The sequence below is a fragment of the Methylobacterium symbioticum genome (assembly GCF_902141845.1).
Classification (GTDB): Bacteria; Pseudomonadota; Alphaproteobacteria; order Rhizobiales; family Beijerinckiaceae; genus Methylobacterium; species Methylobacterium symbioticum.
Window position 1 is genome coordinate 1 of the sequence record NZ_CABFPH010000111.1, and the last position, 16,900, is coordinate 16,900.

The 16,900-nt window shown below is 69.2% G+C and carries 19 protein-coding genes; 17 read left to right on the top strand and 2 right to left on the bottom strand.

Annotated elements, in window-relative coordinates; all coding sequences use genetic code 11:
• Positions 1–562: 562 nt before the first annotated feature.
• The 5 genes from lpxC to MET9862_RS24315 all read left to right on the top strand — a co-directional run bounded on the left by lpxC (position 563) and on the right by MET9862_RS24315 (position 5,932).
• Positions 563–1,510: a UDP-3-O-acyl-N-acetylglucosamine deacetylase gene (gene lpxC, locus MET9862_RS24295; RefSeq protein ID WP_142585513.1), complete on the top strand. Its 948-nt coding sequence runs from the start codon at positions 563–565 to the stop codon at positions 1,508–1,510.
• A 230-nt stretch (positions 1,511–1,740) separates the two neighbouring features.
• A complete protein-coding gene (locus MET9862_RS24300; RefSeq protein WP_142585514.1) occupies positions 1,741–2,613 on the top strand; it encodes an outer membrane protein assembly factor BamD in 873 nt (290 codons plus the stop codon).
• Positions 2,614–2,807: 194 nt separating this feature from the next.
• Entirely contained in the window at positions 2,808–3,812 is a 1,005-nt protein-coding gene (locus MET9862_RS24305; RefSeq protein WP_142585516.1) for a glycosyltransferase family 61 protein, read from the top strand.
• Between the two features lie 126 nt (positions 3,813–3,938).
• Positions 3,939–5,612: a DNA repair protein RecN gene (recN, locus tag MET9862_RS24310; RefSeq protein WP_142585518.1), complete on the top strand. Its 1,674-nt coding sequence runs from the start codon at positions 3,939–3,941 to the stop codon at positions 5,610–5,612.
• Positions 5,613–5,731: 119 nt separating this feature from the next.
• Positions 5,732–5,932, top strand: a complete 201-nt coding sequence (locus MET9862_RS24315) for a hypothetical protein (RefSeq protein ID WP_142585519.1) — start codon at positions 5,732–5,734, stop codon at positions 5,930–5,932.
• A gap of 36 nt (positions 5,933–5,968) precedes the next feature.
• On the opposite strand, the gene MET9862_RS24320 is transcribed toward MET9862_RS24315, so the two are convergent.
• Positions 5,969–6,232 (bottom strand): hypothetical protein, encoded by a 264-nt coding sequence (locus MET9862_RS24320; RefSeq protein WP_142585521.1) that lies wholly within the window; start codon positions 6,230–6,232, stop codon positions 5,969–5,971.
• 273 nt (positions 6,233–6,505) lie between these two features.
• Between MET9862_RS24320 and pstS the strand changes: the two genes are divergently transcribed.
• The 8 genes from pstS (at position 6,506) to MET9862_RS24360 (ending at position 12,599) form a co-directional block, all read left to right on the top strand.
• A complete protein-coding gene (gene pstS, locus MET9862_RS24325; protein ID WP_142585523.1) occupies positions 6,506–7,546 on the top strand; it encodes a phosphate ABC transporter substrate-binding protein PstS in 1,041 nt (346 codons plus the stop codon).
• A gap of 185 nt (positions 7,547–7,731) precedes the next feature.
• Positions 7,732–8,709 (top strand): phosphate ABC transporter permease subunit PstC, encoded by a 978-nt coding sequence (gene pstC / locus MET9862_RS24330; RefSeq protein ID WP_142585525.1) that lies wholly within the window; start codon positions 7,732–7,734, stop codon positions 8,707–8,709.
• Between the two features lie 11 nt (positions 8,710–8,720).
• Complete coding sequence (gene pstA, locus MET9862_RS24335) at positions 8,721–9,605, top strand: phosphate ABC transporter permease PstA (RefSeq protein ID WP_142585527.1); 885 nt, start codon at positions 8,721–8,723, stop codon at positions 9,603–9,605.
• 25 nt (positions 9,606–9,630) lie between these two features.
• Positions 9,631–10,458: a phosphate ABC transporter ATP-binding protein PstB gene (gene pstB / locus MET9862_RS24340; protein ID WP_142585529.1), complete on the top strand. Its 828-nt coding sequence runs from the start codon at positions 9,631–9,633 to the stop codon at positions 10,456–10,458.
• A 40-nt stretch (positions 10,459–10,498) separates the two neighbouring features.
• Positions 10,499–11,215: a phosphate signaling complex protein PhoU gene (phoU, locus tag MET9862_RS24345; protein WP_142585532.1), complete on the top strand. Its 717-nt coding sequence runs from the start codon at positions 10,499–10,501 to the stop codon at positions 11,213–11,215.
• Between the two features lie 96 nt (positions 11,216–11,311).
• Positions 11,312–12,007, top strand: a complete 696-nt coding sequence (gene phoB / locus MET9862_RS24350; protein WP_142585534.1) for a phosphate regulon transcriptional regulator PhoB — start codon at positions 11,312–11,314, stop codon at positions 12,005–12,007.
• Between the two features lie 104 nt (positions 12,008–12,111).
• Positions 12,112–12,318 carry a hypothetical protein gene (locus MET9862_RS24355; protein ID WP_142585536.1) on the top strand — a complete coding sequence of 69 codons (207 nt, stop codon included), beginning with the start codon at positions 12,112–12,114 and terminating at the stop codon, positions 12,316–12,318.
• Positions 12,318–12,599: a hypothetical protein gene (locus MET9862_RS24360; protein WP_142585538.1), complete on the top strand. Its 282-nt coding sequence runs from the start codon at positions 12,318–12,320 to the stop codon at positions 12,597–12,599. Before MET9862_RS24355 ends, MET9862_RS24360 begins: the two co-directional genes overlap by 1 nt.
• A gap of 103 nt (positions 12,600–12,702) precedes the next feature.
• On the opposite strand, the gene MET9862_RS24365 is transcribed toward MET9862_RS24360, so the two are convergent.
• Complete coding sequence (locus tag MET9862_RS24365; protein ID WP_142585540.1) at positions 12,703–13,020, bottom strand: hypothetical protein; 318 nt, start codon at positions 13,018–13,020, stop codon at positions 12,703–12,705.
• A 118-nt stretch (positions 13,021–13,138) separates the two neighbouring features.
• Here MET9862_RS24365 and MET9862_RS24370 point away from each other — a divergent pair, with 118 nt between their 5' ends.
• From MET9862_RS24370 to MET9862_RS24385, 4 genes are all read left to right on the top strand, one after another.
• Entirely contained in the window at positions 13,139–13,555 is a 417-nt protein-coding gene (locus tag MET9862_RS24370; protein WP_142585542.1) for an FKBP-type peptidyl-prolyl cis-trans isomerase, read from the top strand.
• Positions 13,556–13,581: 26 nt separating this feature from the next.
• On the top strand, positions 13,582–14,952 hold the full coding sequence (locus MET9862_RS24375) for a Wadjet anti-phage system protein JetA family protein (RefSeq protein WP_142585544.1): 1,371 nt from the start codon (positions 13,582–13,584) through the stop codon (positions 14,950–14,952).
• Positions 14,945–15,577, top strand: a complete 633-nt coding sequence (locus MET9862_RS24380) for a DUF4194 domain-containing protein (RefSeq protein ID WP_142585546.1) — start codon at positions 14,945–14,947, stop codon at positions 15,575–15,577. Before MET9862_RS24375 ends, MET9862_RS24380 begins: the two co-directional genes overlap by 8 nt.
• Positions 15,578–15,722: 145 nt before the next feature.
• On the top strand, positions 15,723–16,900 hold a 1,178-nt coding region (locus MET9862_RS24385; protein ID WP_142585549.1), incomplete at its 3' end, for an ATP-binding protein.

Here is a 16,900-nt window from a genome sequence, read left to right on the forward strand (position 1 = left end):
GCTCCGGCCCCGCGCAGCGCCGTGCCGCCCGCGCCCCCGGTCTACCGCGCGCCGCATGGCAACCTCGACGCCCAGGGCCGCGCCGCGCCGCAGCAGCCGCGCATGATGGACGACGACCACTTGGAGATCCCGGCCTTCCTGCGCCGCCAGGCCAACTGACGCGACGGCCCCGGCCAAGTTCGGGGCCTTCCGCCGCACGCGAGAAGCCCGTCGCCCACGAGGGTCGGCGGGCTTTTTGCAATGCACAATCAGCCATGCGCTTCCAACGATGGTGCATCTCGGCCACAGCCGTTCGGTTGGCTCCAACCTCGGTTAACCATCCTTTAACACATTGATAGGTCACTTGTTTTCTGAATCTAGGCGAAAGCGTGTCTGTAACAGAGCGTAAGAATCCGTGATTTGGCCGCCCCTTGGTGCACCGCTATAAACCTTGCGAACGATGAGAAATGCGGTGGCCGAAGGCTGCCGACACGCAGGGACTCAAGCAGCGGACGGATCAGGAAGGCGCGGCGCCGGGCAGTAGCTTGGCACCAGCGGCAGGGTCACGGCCGAGGGCTAAGGAATGCGATCAAACCAGCAGACGACCCTCAAAGGCGCGGTGACCCTCAATGGCATCGGCGTCCATTCCGGCAACCCGGCTGAGATTACGATTCGGCCCGCTCCGGCCAACAATGGAATCGCCTTTCTCCGAACCGGGATGCCCAATGGCAATGACCGGCTGATCCAAGCCCACCACGCCTGCGTCTCCGCCACCGAGCTGTGCACCGTCATCGGCGACGTCGAGAGCGGCGCGGTCGCCACCATCGAGCATCTGATGTCTGCTCTCTTCGGGCTGGGCATCGACAACGCCCTGGTCGAGATCGACGGCCCCGAGATGCCGATCCTCGACGGCAGCGCGCTCCCCTTCGTGAAGGCGATCGACAAGGTCGGCATCGCCGGCTGCGGCGTACCCCGCCGCTGGATCAAGATCCTGCGGCACGTGCGCATCGAGGCCGGCGAGGCCTTCGCCGAACTCCGCCCGATCGATCGCGGCTTCCGCCTCGATGTGGAGATCGACTTCGCCAATCCGGTGATCGGCCGCAGCCGCAAGGCGATGGATCTGAGCGCTGCCGCCTATCGCCGCGAGATCGCCGGCGCCCGCACCTTCGGCATGATGAAGGACGTCGAGCGCTACTGGAAGGCCGGATTCGCGCTCGGCGCCTCCCTTGAGAACACCGTCGCCGTCGGCGAGACTGCCGTGGTCAATCCCGAGGGTCTGCGCTTCGCCGACGAGTTCGTCCGACACAAGATTCTGGACGCTGTCGGCGACCTCGCGCTGGCCGGCCTGCCGATCCAAGGCGCCTACCGCTCCTATTGTGGCGGCCACCGCATGAATGTCGGCGTCCTCACTGCCCTCTTCGCCGATCGCGCAAACTACGCCATTGTCGAGGCGCCGGGCACCCGCCGGGAGACCGCGCTCGCCGAATTCGGCGTCGGCCTCGGCATCGCGGCCTTCGCCGCGGAACTCTGACCGCAGGAACCGTTGCACGCGAGCCACAGCCACTCGCGGAATGCGGGTGCCGCGTCCCTGCCGCTTTGACGCCCGAATCGAGCGTCACGGTGAAGCATCCGTGAAGGACCCGCGGCGGTCTGGGTGCAGCCTGCGCCAAGTCGCCGAAGATCCCGGCTCGGAACCAGATCTCAGGAAGGCGGCCCGCTCCGCGTGAGGTGGGCCCGGACCCGTTCGGGAAAGAACCGCTGATGCGCCTCACCCCTCGCACCCGGAAGGCTTCGGCCGCCCTCGTGGCCGCCCTTGGCCTCGGCCTCGGCGGCTGCGATTTCGATCCGACCGGCCTATTCGCCGAAAAGTACAAGCCCGAGGTCGTCGAGAACACGCCGGCCGACAAGCTCTACAGCGAAGGCTTGGCCAAGCTCGAGGACAGCGACTACGAGGCGGCAGTCAAGAAGTTCGACAACCTCGACAAGCAGTACGCCTACTCGGATTGGTCCCGTAAGGCGCTCCTGATGACCGCCTACTCGAACTATCAAGGCCAGAAATACGACGATGCGATCAACGCATCGAAGCGCTACCTGCAGCGCCATCCTGCGAGCAAGGACGCGGCCTACGCTCAGTATCTGATGGCGATGTCGCAGTACAAGCAGATCCCGGACGTGACCCGCGACCAGGATCGCTCAGAGAAGGCGCTCGTCGCACTGCAGGAACTCGTGCAGCGTTACCCGACCTCGGAATACGCCGCCGACGCCAAGGCCAAGATCCAGATCACCCGCGACCAGCTCGCCGGCAAGGAGATGGAGGTCGGCCGCTTCTACCTTGAGAAGCGCAACTTCCCAGCGGCGATCAACCGCTTTCGCGACGTGGTCGCCAAGTACCAGACCACCCGCCATGCTGAGGAGGCACTCATGCGCCTGACCGAGGCCTATATGGCCCTCGGCATCACGGGCGAGGCGCAGAATTCCGCGGCCGTCCTCGGGCATAACTTCCCCGACAGCCCCTGGTACAAGGACGCGCACGCCCTCCTGGCAACCGGTGGGCTCGAGCCGCGCGAGGAGAAGTCGTCCTTCCTGAGCAAGGTCTACCGCTCGGTGATGGGCAAGACCGCCTCGGCCGAGTAATCGGGTCCGAGTTCCTTTCGCTTCATGCGATCCGGCGAGCCTCTGCAGGGGACGGCGTGGCTTATCACCGGATCGCACGCGGGGTCGCCTCCTGCGATGATATCCAAGCGGGTAGCCGAAATGTCGCCATCGCGACTCTGGCTCCCGCTATCGCCTACGAGCGGACGCCCCCGGCCTTTCTCGACACCCGCCTCATGGAACCCGCAGCGGACACCGCTCTGCGGACGCATCTCTCCCACCTGCACGAGGCAGGGCAAGCCATCGACCTCTTCACCCTGCCGGATGCGAGCATCTTCGGTCAGGGAAGCGTCATCCTGCGGGACGGTCGCCTTCTCCTCAACGCCGCAGCGGAGTTCTTGAACCACGGGCACGCTCCGGAGGGATCGGAGGCCCACGGAGATAGCTACGCTGTCCGCGCCTCCGCCTATCGGCGCTTGAGGGGCCATACCCTTCTGGTGAAGCGCCCCTGGTACCGCAACTACGGCCACTGGCTAGTCGACCTGCTCCCCCTACTGCCGCTTGTGGCGCGCGCCGGCCTGCGTGTGGATGCGATTCTGTTTGGCGATGTCCAGACAGGACCGATCCGCGCGATGATGGACGACCTGGCAGAGCGGTACTTCCCGCAGGCTGAATGCCTCTTCATCGACGACGACACCCTCTGCGACGCCGACCATCTGCTCTACGTGCGCCCCGTGCACGTCCCGCCGCTGTTCAAGCATCCGGCGGCACTGGCAGCGACACGTGCCTACGCGCTCGGAACTGCTCCGTCCGAAGGGGGAGGGGCACGGCGACGCCTCTACATCGACCGCAGCCACATCCCGGGCCGCGACATCGCCAACATCGCGGAGCTACAGTCGGTTCTGGATCGGTTCGGGCTACAGCCGATTCGCCCAGACCACCTCGGCTTCCCGGAGCAAGTTGCGCAATTCCGGGAGGCGGAACTCGTCGTCGGGGCAAAAGGCGCAGCCTTCGTCACGGCCTTGGCCTGCGCACCAGGCGCCTCTTCTCTTCTCCTGAGCCCGGAAGGCTTCTGGGATCCGTTCTTCTGGGACTTGCTGACACCCCTCGGCATCCGCTACGGCGAAATCTACGGGCGGACTCTGCCCGAGGGCTTCCACACCGTATCGCTTTGCCGGTTCGTGGTGGAGCCCGACGCGCTCGCGGCAGGACTCCGTGCAATGGGTTTCGCTGAGCGCTGACCCCTCCCTCAAAGAGCTATCCTGGTGCGTCCGCACGGCGCGCATTTTCGGCGTGAACTCCACGGCCCTTCGGGCTAAACGACCTCAGCCGCGACAGGGGCGCATTATAGGGATCTGTGCCGCAGCATGCTCGTGCAGCTTGCGATCCGCGACATCGTTCTGATCGATAAGCTCGAGCTGAACTTCCGTGACGGGCTGAGCGTCCTGACCGGCGAGACGGGAGCGGGCAAGTCGATCCTGCTCGATGCCTTTGCGCTGGCGCTCGGCGGACGCGGAGACGGCCGCCTCGTGCGCCACGGCGAGGGCCAGGGCAGTGTCACGGCGGTGTTCGACGCTCCCATCGATCATCCGGCCCGCCGCATCGCGACCGAGGCCGAGATCGACACAGAGGGCGACTTGATCCTGCGCCGGACGCAGATGGCGGACGGGCGCACCCGCGCCTTCATCAACGACCAGCCGGTAGGCGTGCAGGTGCTGCGGGCGATCGGTGCGGCCCTCGTGGAGATCCACGGCCAGCACGACGACCGGGCGCTGGCTGATGCCGGCACGCACCGCGCCATCCTCGATGCATTCGGCGGCCTGCACGCCCCCCTGGCAGCGGTCGGCGAGGCCTCGCGCCGGGCTCGCAGCGCACGCACCTCCCTCGATCAGCACCGCGCCCGCGTCGAGGCCGCACGTAAGGAGGTCGATTTCCTGCGCCACGCCGTCGAGGAACTGGCCGAGCTGGATCCGAAGCCCGGCGAAGAGGCGATGCTAGCCGAGCGCCGCACGGTGATGCAGCAGAGCGAGAAGGTCGCCCGCGACCTCAACGAGGCGCTCGACGCGGTCGGCGGGCCCCATTCCATGGCGCCGCACCTCTCCTCTGCCGTTCGGAAGCTGGAGCGCCGCGCCAGCCAGCTCCCGGCGCTGGTCGAGCCCTGCGTTGCGGCCCTCGACGCCGCTCTGGTTGCCCTCGATGAGGCCCGCGCCGTGCTCGACGCCGCGGTCGCCGAGACCGAGTTCGACCCGCGCGAGCTGGAACGGGTGGAGGAACGCCTATTCGCCCTCCGTGCCGCCTCGCGCAAATACGATGTCGCCGCCGACGACCTTGCGGCCCTGCGCGAGCGCTACGTCGCCGATGTGGCCGCGATCGATGCGGGCGAGGAAGCTCTCACCGGCCTGGAGCAGACCCTGGCGGCAGCCGAGCGTGCCTATGCGCAGGCGGCCGAGAAGCTTGCTGCAGGGCGGCGGCGGGCCGCTAAGCACCTCGATGCGGCAGTGAAGGCTGAGCTACCCCCGCTGAAGCTGGAGCGCGCCCGCTTCATCACCGAGATCACCACCGATGCGGGTTCCCGCGACCCGGCCGGTACCGAGCGCGTCGAGTTCTGGGCGCAGACCAATCCCGGCACCCGGCCGGGCCCGATGATGAAGGTGGCTTCCGGAGGCGAGCTCTCCCGCTTCATGCTGGCCCTCAAGGTGGTACTCGCCGACAAGGGATCGGCCCCGACCCTGATCTTCGACGAGATCGATACCGGGGTCGGCGGGGCCGTGGCCGACGCGATCGGCGCGCGGCTCGCCCGGCTCTCAGCTACGGTTCAGGTGGTTTGCGTGACGCATGCTCCCCAGGTCGCCGCCCGCGCCCAGACTCATTTCCTGATCAGCAAGGCGCCTGTAAAGGGCGATGACCGCGTGGCGACCCGCGTCGCCTCGCTGCCGGAGGTTGCCCGGCGCGAAGAGATTGCCCGTATGCTGGCCGGTGCGCAGGTCACCGACGAGGCCCGCGCCGCAGCGGCGAGCCTGCTGCAAGCGGCAGGTGTGTGAAAACGAATGGTCAAGGTTACCAGGGGTTTAAGGTTTACCGACTCTTAACCATTCCAAGTCATCCTGATCGGACGCGGGCCAGAAATCCAGAGCCCGCGCGGGTCGCGCCGGGGAAAAGGATGAGCCAGACGGCGATCAAGGCTGAAGCCGCAGGCGGACAGGATGGGATGTCCGGACGCCCGGTCGACACACGCAGCCTCGGCGAGTCACTGCGCACCGTTTACGAGACGAGCATCGACAAGCTGCCCATTCCCGATTCGCAGGTTGACCTGATCCTGCGCCTACGCAGCAAGGAACGCGCACTGCGCCGCGCGAACTGACGGGGAGCCGTCCGGAACTTTCCCGACAACTGGGCGCTACCAGCGCCGCGCCCCGGGCCGGCGCTTGTACTCGGCGGCTCGGATTCGGGTCATGATCCGGTCGAGCTGGGCTAGGAGATCAGCCTCCTCGGCCTTCGCACGCTCGGCCTCGTCCGGATTCTGGCTGAAACGCTGGCGGGCATGAGCCAGGGAGAGTGCACGCTCCACGGTTTCGCGCTCGGCGTGGAGGGCGAGGAAGGCGTCGTCCTCGGCCCCCGCTCTCGAGGGCTCCAGTTCGGGCAGCGAGTTGCCCACGGTCATGCAGCTCCTCTCACTCACGCCGGCGGCGTGCGGGCTTCGTGTGAGGAGAAACGCGCGAGAGGCGCGAACCGTGCCACGCCGGGCTGGAGGCAACTCGGGAGCGTGCGGGGGTGTGTCATCCGGACGTCATATCCGTGTCATAGGGCCGCAAGCGCCGGGACTTAGACGCGAAACCGGCTGGGAAAGTCGGCCGACACGGCCGGCTCGGACGACAGGCGGTCACGCCCGATCCGCCCGGCAGTGCTTGTCCCCCCGGTGGCAACGGAGAATCACGTGAAGCCCTTCACCTACGCGCTCGCCCTCGGCCTCGCGGCGGCCCAGCTCGTCCTGCCGGCCCGCGCCGCCGACATCACCGGCGCCGGCGCCACCTTCCCCTTCCCGGTCTACTCGAAGTGGGCCGAGGCCTACCGCAAGGAGACGGGCACGGGCCTGAACTACCAGTCGATCGGCTCCGGCGGCGGCATCAAGCAGATCCAGGCCAAGACGGTCGATTTCGGCGCGACCGACGCGCCGCTGAAGGGCGCGGCCCTCGAGAAGGACGGCCTCGTCCAGTTCCCCACCGTGATGGGCGGCGTCGTCACCGTGGTGAACATCGCCGGCCTGGAGCCCGGCAAGCTCAAGCTCACCGGTGAGCTCATCGCCGACATCTATGCCGGCAAGATCACCAAGTGGTCCGACCCGAAGATCGCCCAGCTCAACGACGGCCTGAAGCTGCCCGACGCGACGATCACCCCGGTCTACCGCTCGGACGCCTCCGGCACGACCAGCATCTTCACCACCTACCTCTCCCAGGTCTCCGACGGCTGGAAGAAGGAATTCGGCGCGGCGACCACCGTCTCGTGGCCGGCCGGCCAGGGCGGCAAGGGCAACGAGGGCGTCACCGCCACCGTCAAGCAGGTCCCGAACGCGATCGGCTACGTCGAGTCGGCCTACGCCAAGCAGAACAAGCTCAGCTACGCGCTGATCCAGAACAAGGCCGGCAAGTTCCCGCAGCCCGACGACAAGGCGTTCCAGGCCGCCGCCGCCAGCGCCGACTGGAAGGCCGCCCCCGGCTTCGGCATCTCGCTGACCAACCAGGCCGGCGACGAGGCCTGGCCGATCACCGCCGCGACCTTCATCCTCGTGCACAAGGAGGCCGCCGACGCCGCCAAGTCCGCCGAGGTGCTGAAGTTCTTCGACTGGGCCTACAAGAACGGTGACAAGATGGCCACCGAGCTCGACTACGTCCCGCTGCCGGACAACGTGGTCGGCCTGATCCACGAGGAGTGGAAGTCCGTGAAGGGCAAGGACGGCAAGCCCGTCCTCGGCATGTGACCGGCCGCCCGACGGCATCCTGTTGAGACCGGGACGGCGCCCTGGCGCCGTCCCTCGGCAAGCCACGCTCTCCGATGGTGCATCCCGGCTCATCGCCGGAAATTGATCGTGCGTGAGCCCGTCGCCCGCCCTCGCGCCGGTCGGATCCGCGCGCTAAACGCCCACCCCGGTGAAGAGAACCGCGGATGACCGCCTTGACTGATCAGATCGCGCTGGCCGACTCGCAGCGCCCCGCTCTGCGCCGCGGCCCGAGCAAGGGCGCCGACAGCCTGTTCCGGGGCGCGGCCTACGCGTCCGCCATCATCGTGCTCCTGGTGCTGACGGGCATCATCGGCTCGATCATCTACGGGGGCTGGCCGGCCTTCCGCGAGTTCGGGTTCGGCTTCCTCACCTCCAGCGTCTGGAACGTCGGCACCGAGCAGTACGGCGCGCTCGTCGCGGTGATCGGCACCCTATCCTCGGCCCTGCTCGCCCTCGTCATCGGCGTGCCGATCTCGCTGGGCATCGCGATCTACCTCACGCAGCTCTGCCCGGGCTGGGCGCGCAAGCCCGTCGGCATGGCGATCGAGCTCCTCGCCGCGGTGCCGAGCATCATCTACGGCATGTGGGGCCTGTTCATCTTCGCCCCGCTCTTCGCCCGCTTCGTGCAGGTGCCTGTCTCGAACCTCGTCGAGGGCCTGCCGGTGGTCGGCACGCTGCTCTACGCCCGAGCGCCCTCGGGCGTCGGCATCCTCACGGCCGGCTTCATCCTGGCGATCATGATCGTGCCCTTCGTGGCCTCGATCGCCCGCGACATGCTCGACCAGATCCCGACGATCCTGCGCGAGAGCGCCTACGGCATCGGCTGCACGACCTGGGAGGTCATGCGCCACGTCCTGATCCCGCAGGCCTCCGTCTCGATCATCGGGGCGATCATGCTGGGCCTCGGCCGCGCGCTGGGCGAGACCATGGCGGTCACCTTCGTGATCGGCAACGCGAACCGCCTCTCGGCCTCGATCTTCGATCCGGGCTCGACCATCGCGTCGCGCATCGCCAACGAGTTCAACGAGGCGGACGGCCTGCAGCTCAACGCCCTGATGGCGCTCGGCTGCATCCTCTTCGTGATCACCTTCATCGTCCTGATCGTCGCCCGCCTGCTGACGCGGCGCGTCAAGGTCGCCTGAGGAAGCCTTCGATGAACGCCGCGACCCCCATCACGCCGAGCGTCCGCCAGAGCCGCGTGCGCCCCTCCCGGCGCACCGCCGACCGGATGCTGCGCCTCGCCTGCACCCTCGCCACCGTCCTCGGCGCGGTCGTGCTCGGCTCGATCCTGCTGATGCTGATCGTCGAGGGAGTCCGCGGCCTCTCGCCGACGCTCCTCACCCACCCGACCCCGGGCCCGGGCACCGAGGGCGGCGGCATCGCCAACGCGATCCTCGGCAGCCTCGTGCTCACCACCATCGGCATCGTGGTCGCGACCCCGATCGGCGTGATGGCGGGCACCTTCCTCGCCGAGTACGGCCGCACCTCGAAGCTCGCGGACGTGATCCGCTTCCTCAACGACATCCTGCTCTCGGCGCCGTCGATCCTGATCGGCCTGTTCGTCTACACCCTGATGGTGCGGCCGATGGGGACCTATTCGGGCTGGGCCGGGGGCGTGGCGCTCGCCATCATCGCGACGCCCGTGATCGTGCGCACCACCGAGGACATGCTGCGCCTGGTGCCGGGCACCCTGCGCGAGGCGGGCGCCGCCCTCGGCGCGCCGCCCTCGACGGTGATCCGCAGCGTGACCTGGCGCGCCGCCTCGTCGGGCATCGTCACCGGCATCATCCTGGCGCTCGCCCGCATCGCCGGCGAGACCGCGCCGCTCCTCTTCACCGCCCTCAACAACAACAGCTGGTTCAATGCCGACCTGATGGGCGGCGTCGCGAACCTGCCGGTGATGATCTATCAGTTCGCCCTCTCGCCCTACCCGAACTGGCAGCAGCTCGCCTGGGCCGGCGCGCTCCTCATCACCCTTGCCATCCTCGCCCTGTCGGTGGTCGCCCGCGTGGTGATCAAGCCGCAGCGCGCCCGCTGACACGACGGCCGGAAGGACCTTCCCCATGAGCACCGCTGCGACCGCCGCCACCCAGGCGCTGACCCAGCCCGCCACCCGCGCCAACGCCGATTCGAGCGCGCCCATCCGGATCGCCGTGAAGGACCTGAACTTCTACTATGGCCAGTTCCACGGGTTGAAGAACGTCAACCTCAACTTCCACGACCGTCAGGTCACCGCGCTGATCGGCCCCTCGGGCTGCGGCAAGTCCACGCTGCTGCGCACCTTCAACCGGATCTACAGCCTCTATCCGGAGCAGCGCGCGGAAGGGCAGATCCTGCTCGACGGCGCCAACATCCTCGACCCGCGCGTCGATCTGAACGACCTGCGCGCCCGCGTCGGCATGGTGTTCCAGAAGCCGACCCCCTTCCCGATGTCGATCTACGACAACGTCGCCTTCGGCATCCGCCTCTACGAGAAGCTGCCCAAGGCCGAGCTCGACGCCCGCGTCGAATCCTCCCTGCGCAAGGCCGCGCTCTGGGACGAGGTGAAGGACAAGCTCAAGCAATCCGGCATGGGCCTCTCGGGCGGCCAGCAGCAGCGCCTCTGCATCGCCCGCACCGTGGCGCAGCGTCCCGAGGTGATCCTGTTCGACGAGCCGACCTCGGCCCTCGACCCGATCTCCACCGGCCGCATCGAGGAGCTGATCGAGCAGCTGCGCAACGAGTTCACGATCGCCATCGTGACGCACAACATGCAGCAGGCGGCCCGCATCTCGCAGTTCACCGCCTTCATGTATCTCGGCGAGCTGGTCGAGTTCGGCCCCACCAACCGCATCTTCATGAACCCGGAGAAGCGGCAGACCCAGGACTATATCACCGGCCGCTTCGGCTGAGAGTCCGGCCCGACCGTCCAGCCGCTTCGAGGATCCCGGCATGCCCGACCATATCGTCACCTCCTACGACACCGACCTGGAGAACCTGCGCCGCTCCATCTCCGAGATGGGCGGCATCGCCGAGAAGATGGTCACCGAGGCGACCGACGCCCTCGTGCGGCGCGATTCCACCCTCGCGCAGAACGTCATCCAGGCCGACAAGCGCCTCGACGCCATCCAGCACGATATCGAGGAGCGCTCGGTGCTCCTCATCGCCCGGCGCCAGCCGCTCGCCATCGACCTGCGCGAGACCATCTCGGCGATCCGCGTCTCGGGCGATCTCGAGCGGATCGGCGACCTCGCCAAGAACGTCGCCAAGCGCGTCGTGGCGATCAGCGACCAGCCGGTCGGCCAGAAGATCATCCTGGGCGTGCAGCACATGAGCGACCTCGCCGAGGGCCAGCTCAAGGATGTGCTCGACGCCTATGCCAGCCGCGACACCAAGGCGGCGCACGACGTGTGGGAGCGGGACGGCGAGATCGACGCCCTGTACAACTCCCTGTTCCGCGAGCTCCTGACCTACATGATGGAGGATCCGCGCAACATCTCGTTCTGCACGCACCTGCTGTTCTGCGCCAAGAACGTCGAGCGCATCGGCGATCACACCACCAATATCGCCGAGACCATCCAGTATCTCGTCACCGGCGAGACCCCGACCGGCGACCGCCCGAAGAACGACGCCTCGAACTACGCCACGGTGACGCCGGGCGCCGCCTGAGGCGGCCGCTCACGGCCGGCGATAGAGACAGAGGACGAAAGAGACGTACCGTCCTGAGCCCTGCGCGGCTCGGCCCAGGGCGTCCGGAGAACCGACATGCGCACGCGCATCCTGATCGTCGAGGACGAAGAGGCCCTCACCACCCTCCTGCGCTACAATCTCGAGGCGGAGGGCTTCGCCGTGGACGTGGCCGCCCGCGGCGACGAGGCGGAGCTGCGGCTCGCCGAGCAGACACCCGACCTGATCCTGCTCGACTGGATGCTGCCGGGCCTCTCGGGGATCGAGCTGTGCCGCCGCGTGCGGGCCCGCCGCGAGACCGAGCGCCTGCCCGTCATCATGCTCACCGCCCGCGGCGAGGAGGGCGACCGCATCCGCGGCCTCGGCACGGGGGCGGACGACTACATCGTCAAGCCCTTCTCGGTGCCGGAGCTCCTGGCGCGGGTGCGCGCGCTCCTGCGCCGGGCGAAGCCCGCGCATGTGGCCGACCTGCTGGCGGCCGGCGACATCGAGCTCGACCGGGTCAGCCACCGCATCCGCCGCAGCGGCCACGAGATCCATCTCGGGCCGACCGAGTTCAAGCTGCTCGAGTTCCTGATGCAGAGCCCCGGCCGCGTCTTCTCGCGCGAGCAGCTCCTCGACGGCGTCTGGGGGCACGACGTCTATATCGACGAGCGCACGGTGGACGTGCATGTCGGCCGCCTGCGCAAGGCCCTCAACCGCCCGCGCCAGCCGGACCCGATCCGCACCGTGCGCGGCTCCGGCTACGCCTTCGACGAGACCTTCTGCGCCTGAGCGCCCGATCGGGCCGGCGCCGCGTCGATGCGGCCTCTTGCCGGCTCCGGATGCCGCGTCTTCAATCGTCCCGGCCCGTCCGCAGAGGCGGGCAGGGAGGTGGCATGAACCAGATCCTCGTCGTGGCGCTGATCTGCGCCAACACGGTGCAAGCCCCGGACTGCACCCGAGACACCGCGATCGACGTGGTGACCGGCCCGGCGCACACGCTGCAGGAATGTCTCGTCCAGGGCCCGGTCATCGCCGCCAATTCGGGGATCGAGATCGCCAAGGACAGCTACGTGAAGACCCGTTGCGAGCAGCGCCGCTGATGTCCGACGAGACCGTCTCATCCGAGCGGGCGGTGATGATCCGCCTGCGGGCCCGCCTCGCGGTGGTCGAGCGCGCCGCCTGGTTCGGCCTCGTCCACGCCATGCGGACCCGGCCTGCGGAGACTGAGGCCTTCATCGACTCCGAGCGCGCCCGCTGCGCCGAGGGCTTCTCGGCCAGGGGCTGGGCCTCCGACCTCACCGAGGCGGAGCGGGCCCTGCTGGCGGCGGAGGTCGATTCGGGCCTCGCGCAGCTCCTGGAGGATGCGCGCGCGGAATGTTGACGGGTCCGAGGGTCCTCGCGGGGCGCGACGCGGTCGGCGACGGCTCCGCGGTCCTGTTCTGACGCGCTTCGCCGAACCGGTCTCCAACTCGGCGGAGAGCGCTCTAGCCCCGCCAGCGCGCCTTGAGCCGCGCCCAGGTCGCCTCGATCCAGCGGGCGGATTTCTCCAGCGGCACCTTCAGCCCGGGGACGTCCTGCGCCAGCAGCGCCAGGCCCACCGGCAGCATCCAGAGGCCGAGCACCGGCAGGATCGAGAAGATCCCGCCGAGGATGAACAGGATCGCCGCGCCGACCCGCAGCCAGAGCCGCGAGGGCTCGCGCAGCCAGTCGAGGGCCCGGCGCAGGCTGTCCGGGAGCTTCTCCGAGAGCCGGTCGACCCGGGCGTCCCAGTCCTGAGGCGTGATGGTGTCTGCGGTCTGCATGGTGCCTCAACGCGGGAAGCGTGGAACCGGCTCCGCCCACCCGCTGGCCTCCGGGAGCCCAAGGCTGGTAAGAGGCCCGCCGACGGGCGGCGCCGGACGCCGGCCCGGGGGAGGACCCATGCCTCGTCTGTTTCCGCTCGCAGGAGCTGCGCTGATCGCCATGACCGCTGCCGCCAACGCCGATTTCGTCACCCTGCCCTCCGGCCTGAAGTACCAGGACGAGGTGGTGGGCACCGGCCCCGAGCCGAAGACCGGCCAGCAGGTGACCGTCCACTATACCGGCTGGCTGTACGACAAGGGCCAGAAGGGCAAGAAATTCGACTCGTCGCGTGACCGCGGCCAGCCCTTCACCTTCCAGATCGGCGCCGGCCAGGTCATCCGCGGCTGGGACGAGGGCGTCGCCACCATGAAGGCCGGCGGCAAGCGCACCCTCGTGATCCCGCCGGAGATGGGCTACGGCGCCCGCGGCGCCGGCGGCGTGATCCCGCCGAACGCCACGCTGCTCTTCGACGTCGAGCTGATCGGCTCGAAGTAAGACGCGCGCCGGGGCAGGTCGACACCGTGCTGTTCGCACAGCTTCCCGACGACCTGTTCCGGCCGCTCGCCTCGCCGAGCCGGGCCTTCAACGCGGCCCTGCTTCTGCACCTGCACCGGCGGGTGATCGGCTCCGAGCCGATGCGCAAGGCGGACCTGCTCGCCGAGATCGGCGCCTTCGCCGGCAGTTACGACACGCCGGAGCTTGCCGACGACGACACCTTCCCGCCGGACGCGGTCGAGCGGCGCTCGGCCCTCTACCGGCGCTTCCTCGAATCCGGCTGGCTGATCGAGCGGCGCGAGCGCTACGTGCCCGTGGTCGAGTTCGATCCCGAGGCGCGGCTGCTGCTCGAGGAACTCTCGCGCCTCGAGCGCGGCGAGACCCGCTCCTATGGCGGCGCCGTGCTGGAGGTGCTGGGCAGCCTGGAGAGCGCGCTCGCCAACCCGGCCGAGCGCTCGGAGGCGCTCGCCAACGCCGCCCGCGAGGCCAATGCCTTCCTCGCCCATCTGCGCGGCCTCGCAGGCGCCATGCGCAAGATCGAGGACCGCATCCTGCGCGAGGAGGACCGCCGCGCCGCCTTCCGCCTCTACTTCGAGGATTTCGTCGAGCGGCACCTGATCAGCGACTACCGGACCCTGCACACCCGCTTCAACCCGTTCCGCTTCCGCTCGGCCATCGTGCGCGAGGCCGGCCGCGGTCTGCGCGACGTGCTGATGATCCGCGCGCTCGCCGAGGGGCTGGTGCGCGAGGGCCGGGCCGGCACCGTCGAGGCCGGGGAGCGCGCCGTCCGCGCCGACCTCGCCGAGATCCTCTCCGTGTTCGAGGGGATCGACCGGCATCTCGACGCGGTCGACGAGGTGGTCGCCCGGATGGAGCGGCGCATCGCGGCGGCGGTGCGCTACATGGACCGGCCGGATTCGCTCGGCATCGAGCGCACCGCCGCGGCGCTGCGGGCGGTGGGCGCCGCCGCGGCGGCCCCGGACGTCCCGGCCGACGTCTCGCTCCTGCGCCCGCCCCTCGGCGAGGCCCATCTCGCGACGCCGCGCCGCCTGCGCCCCCCGATCGACATCGACCCGCTCCCCGAGATCGTGGTCGATTCCCGCATCGAGGCCTTCGTCGAGGCCAAGGCCGCCTTCCGCCGCCGCACCACGGTGACGCCCGAACGCATGGCGGCGTTCGTGGAGGCCCGTCTGCCGGAGCGCGGCGCCTTGCGCGGCTCCGACCTGACGATCACGGACGTGGACGCCTTCATCGTGTTCCAGCGCCTGCGCGAGATGGACGTGCTGTTCGAGGGCGCGCTGGGGGCGCGCTTCTCCGTCACCCATCTGAGCGAGCGCCTCTCCAACGGCTGGCTCGACTGCCCGGATTTCGTGCTGGAACGCCGCGCCGATGCTTGAGCCCTTCCGCGCCATCATCGACGGCGACGAGCCCGCGCCGCCGGGCGCCCGCGCGCCGGATGCCGAGGAACTGTCCCGTGCGCTCCAGGTGCTGCTGAAGGCGCAGGTGATCTACGCGAACACCCCGGGCATCGGCCGCTCCTACGAGCTCGCCCGCCACTACGCGCCCTTCTTCACCGACTATTTCGCCTGCCTCGGCTACCAGCTCGCCGTCTCGCACCGCGACCAGATGGTCTCGCTGACGCTGCCGGCCGATTCGGCCCGGCACGACATCGTCGCCGAGCGGCTGCGCAAGGACGAGACCCTGGTGCTGCTGGCGCTGCGCCTCGCCTACGAGGAGGGCGTGCGCGACCACCGCATCTCCACCGATGGCGTGGTCGAGTGCACCACGGACGACCTCGTGGAGACGATCCGCACCGCCGCCCGCTCCGACCCGCCGGACGAGGCGCGGCTGATCGAGATCCTGCGCCTGTTCTCCCGCCGCGGCGGCCTGCGCATGGGCGAGCGCGACCGCTCCGAGCGGATCACCCCGGTCTCGGTGCTGCCGGGCATCCTCGTCCTCGCCTCGGACGGCTGGCTGGAGCGGATCCAGGCCTGGGCCGAGTCCGCCGACCCCAGCGAATAGAGGGTCCCGGGTTGCATCCGCACGGCGTTGCCCGCAACAGGGCGGCGCGGCCTCGCGCGAGGTCGCGCCGACGCGCTGCCTCCGGGCCGGTCCGGTGACCGGGCCGACGCGCCGGCCCGCTCGAAAACCGTTGTGGCAAGACCGGGTGTACCGCCTCACCGACATCGCGATCGCGAACTGGTACCTGATCCGGCGCGAGCAGATCCGCGTCCGCGGCGCGACCGCGCTCGTCGGGCCCACGGGCGCCGGCAAGTCCACCATCTTCGACGCGGTCGGCACCGTGCTTGCCGGCAACAATGCGAGCCGGCTGGCGCTGAACGCCTCGGCCTCGGGCCGCAGCGCGCGCACCGTACGCGACTATTGCCTCGGCTGGATCAGCGATCCAGCCGAGGGCGGGCGCCCGACCCGGGAAGCCTGCGAGACCATCCTCGTCCTGGTCTTCGAGAACGAGCATACCGGCCGAATCGTCTCGGTGGGGCTGGCGCTGGCCGCGCGCGCCTCGGAGAGCCGCGAGACCGTGCTCTCGCGCTTCATCGCCACCGGCCACCGCTTCGAGATCGCCGACTACACCCGCCAGAACGGGGAGGGCAGCTACACCGCGCCCTGGAGCGAGATCGCGGTCGATCTGCGCCGCAAGGCGGAGAGCTTCGAGGAGTTCCGGGCCTCCGGCGAGCGCTTCACCGCCGAGCTGCTCTTGACCCTGCGCGAGGGCGCGCCGGTGCCGGACCCGCGCCATTTCCTGCGCAGCTTCGCCAATGCCGTCGCCTTCAAGCCGATCTTCGACACCAGCGCCTTCGTGCGCTCCTTCGTGCTCGATGCCGAGCCTCTCGACGTGGAGCGGGTGCGCCAGTCGGTGGAGAACTGGCGGGCGCTGCTCGAGACGATCGGCGAGCTGGAGCAGAAGCTCAACCGCCTCAGGCGGCTGCTCAACCGGTACGAGACATGGGGCGACGCGGTGCTCGCCGCCGCGACCCACGAGGCGCGGGCCGCGAGCGCCGAGCTGCGCCGCCGTTGCCTCGACCTGCTCGGCATCCGGACCCGGCTGCGCGAGGGCGCGGACGCCCTGCGCATCGCCCGCGAGAGCGTCGCCTCGAGCCGCGGCTTCGTGCGGGACATCGATGCCGAGATCGCCGAGAAGAAGGCGCTGGTCGCCGCGAGCGCGGCGGAGGGGCGGCTCGCCGCCTCGACGCTGGGCCTGTCGATGCTCGAGCGCGACCGGCGCGACCGGCGACTTCAGGTTGACCGCAATCGACTTCTTGTTGCGCGATTGCAGGTACCACCAGAGCGAGGTGCCCTCGTGCATCTTGCGCCACTTGCGCAAGG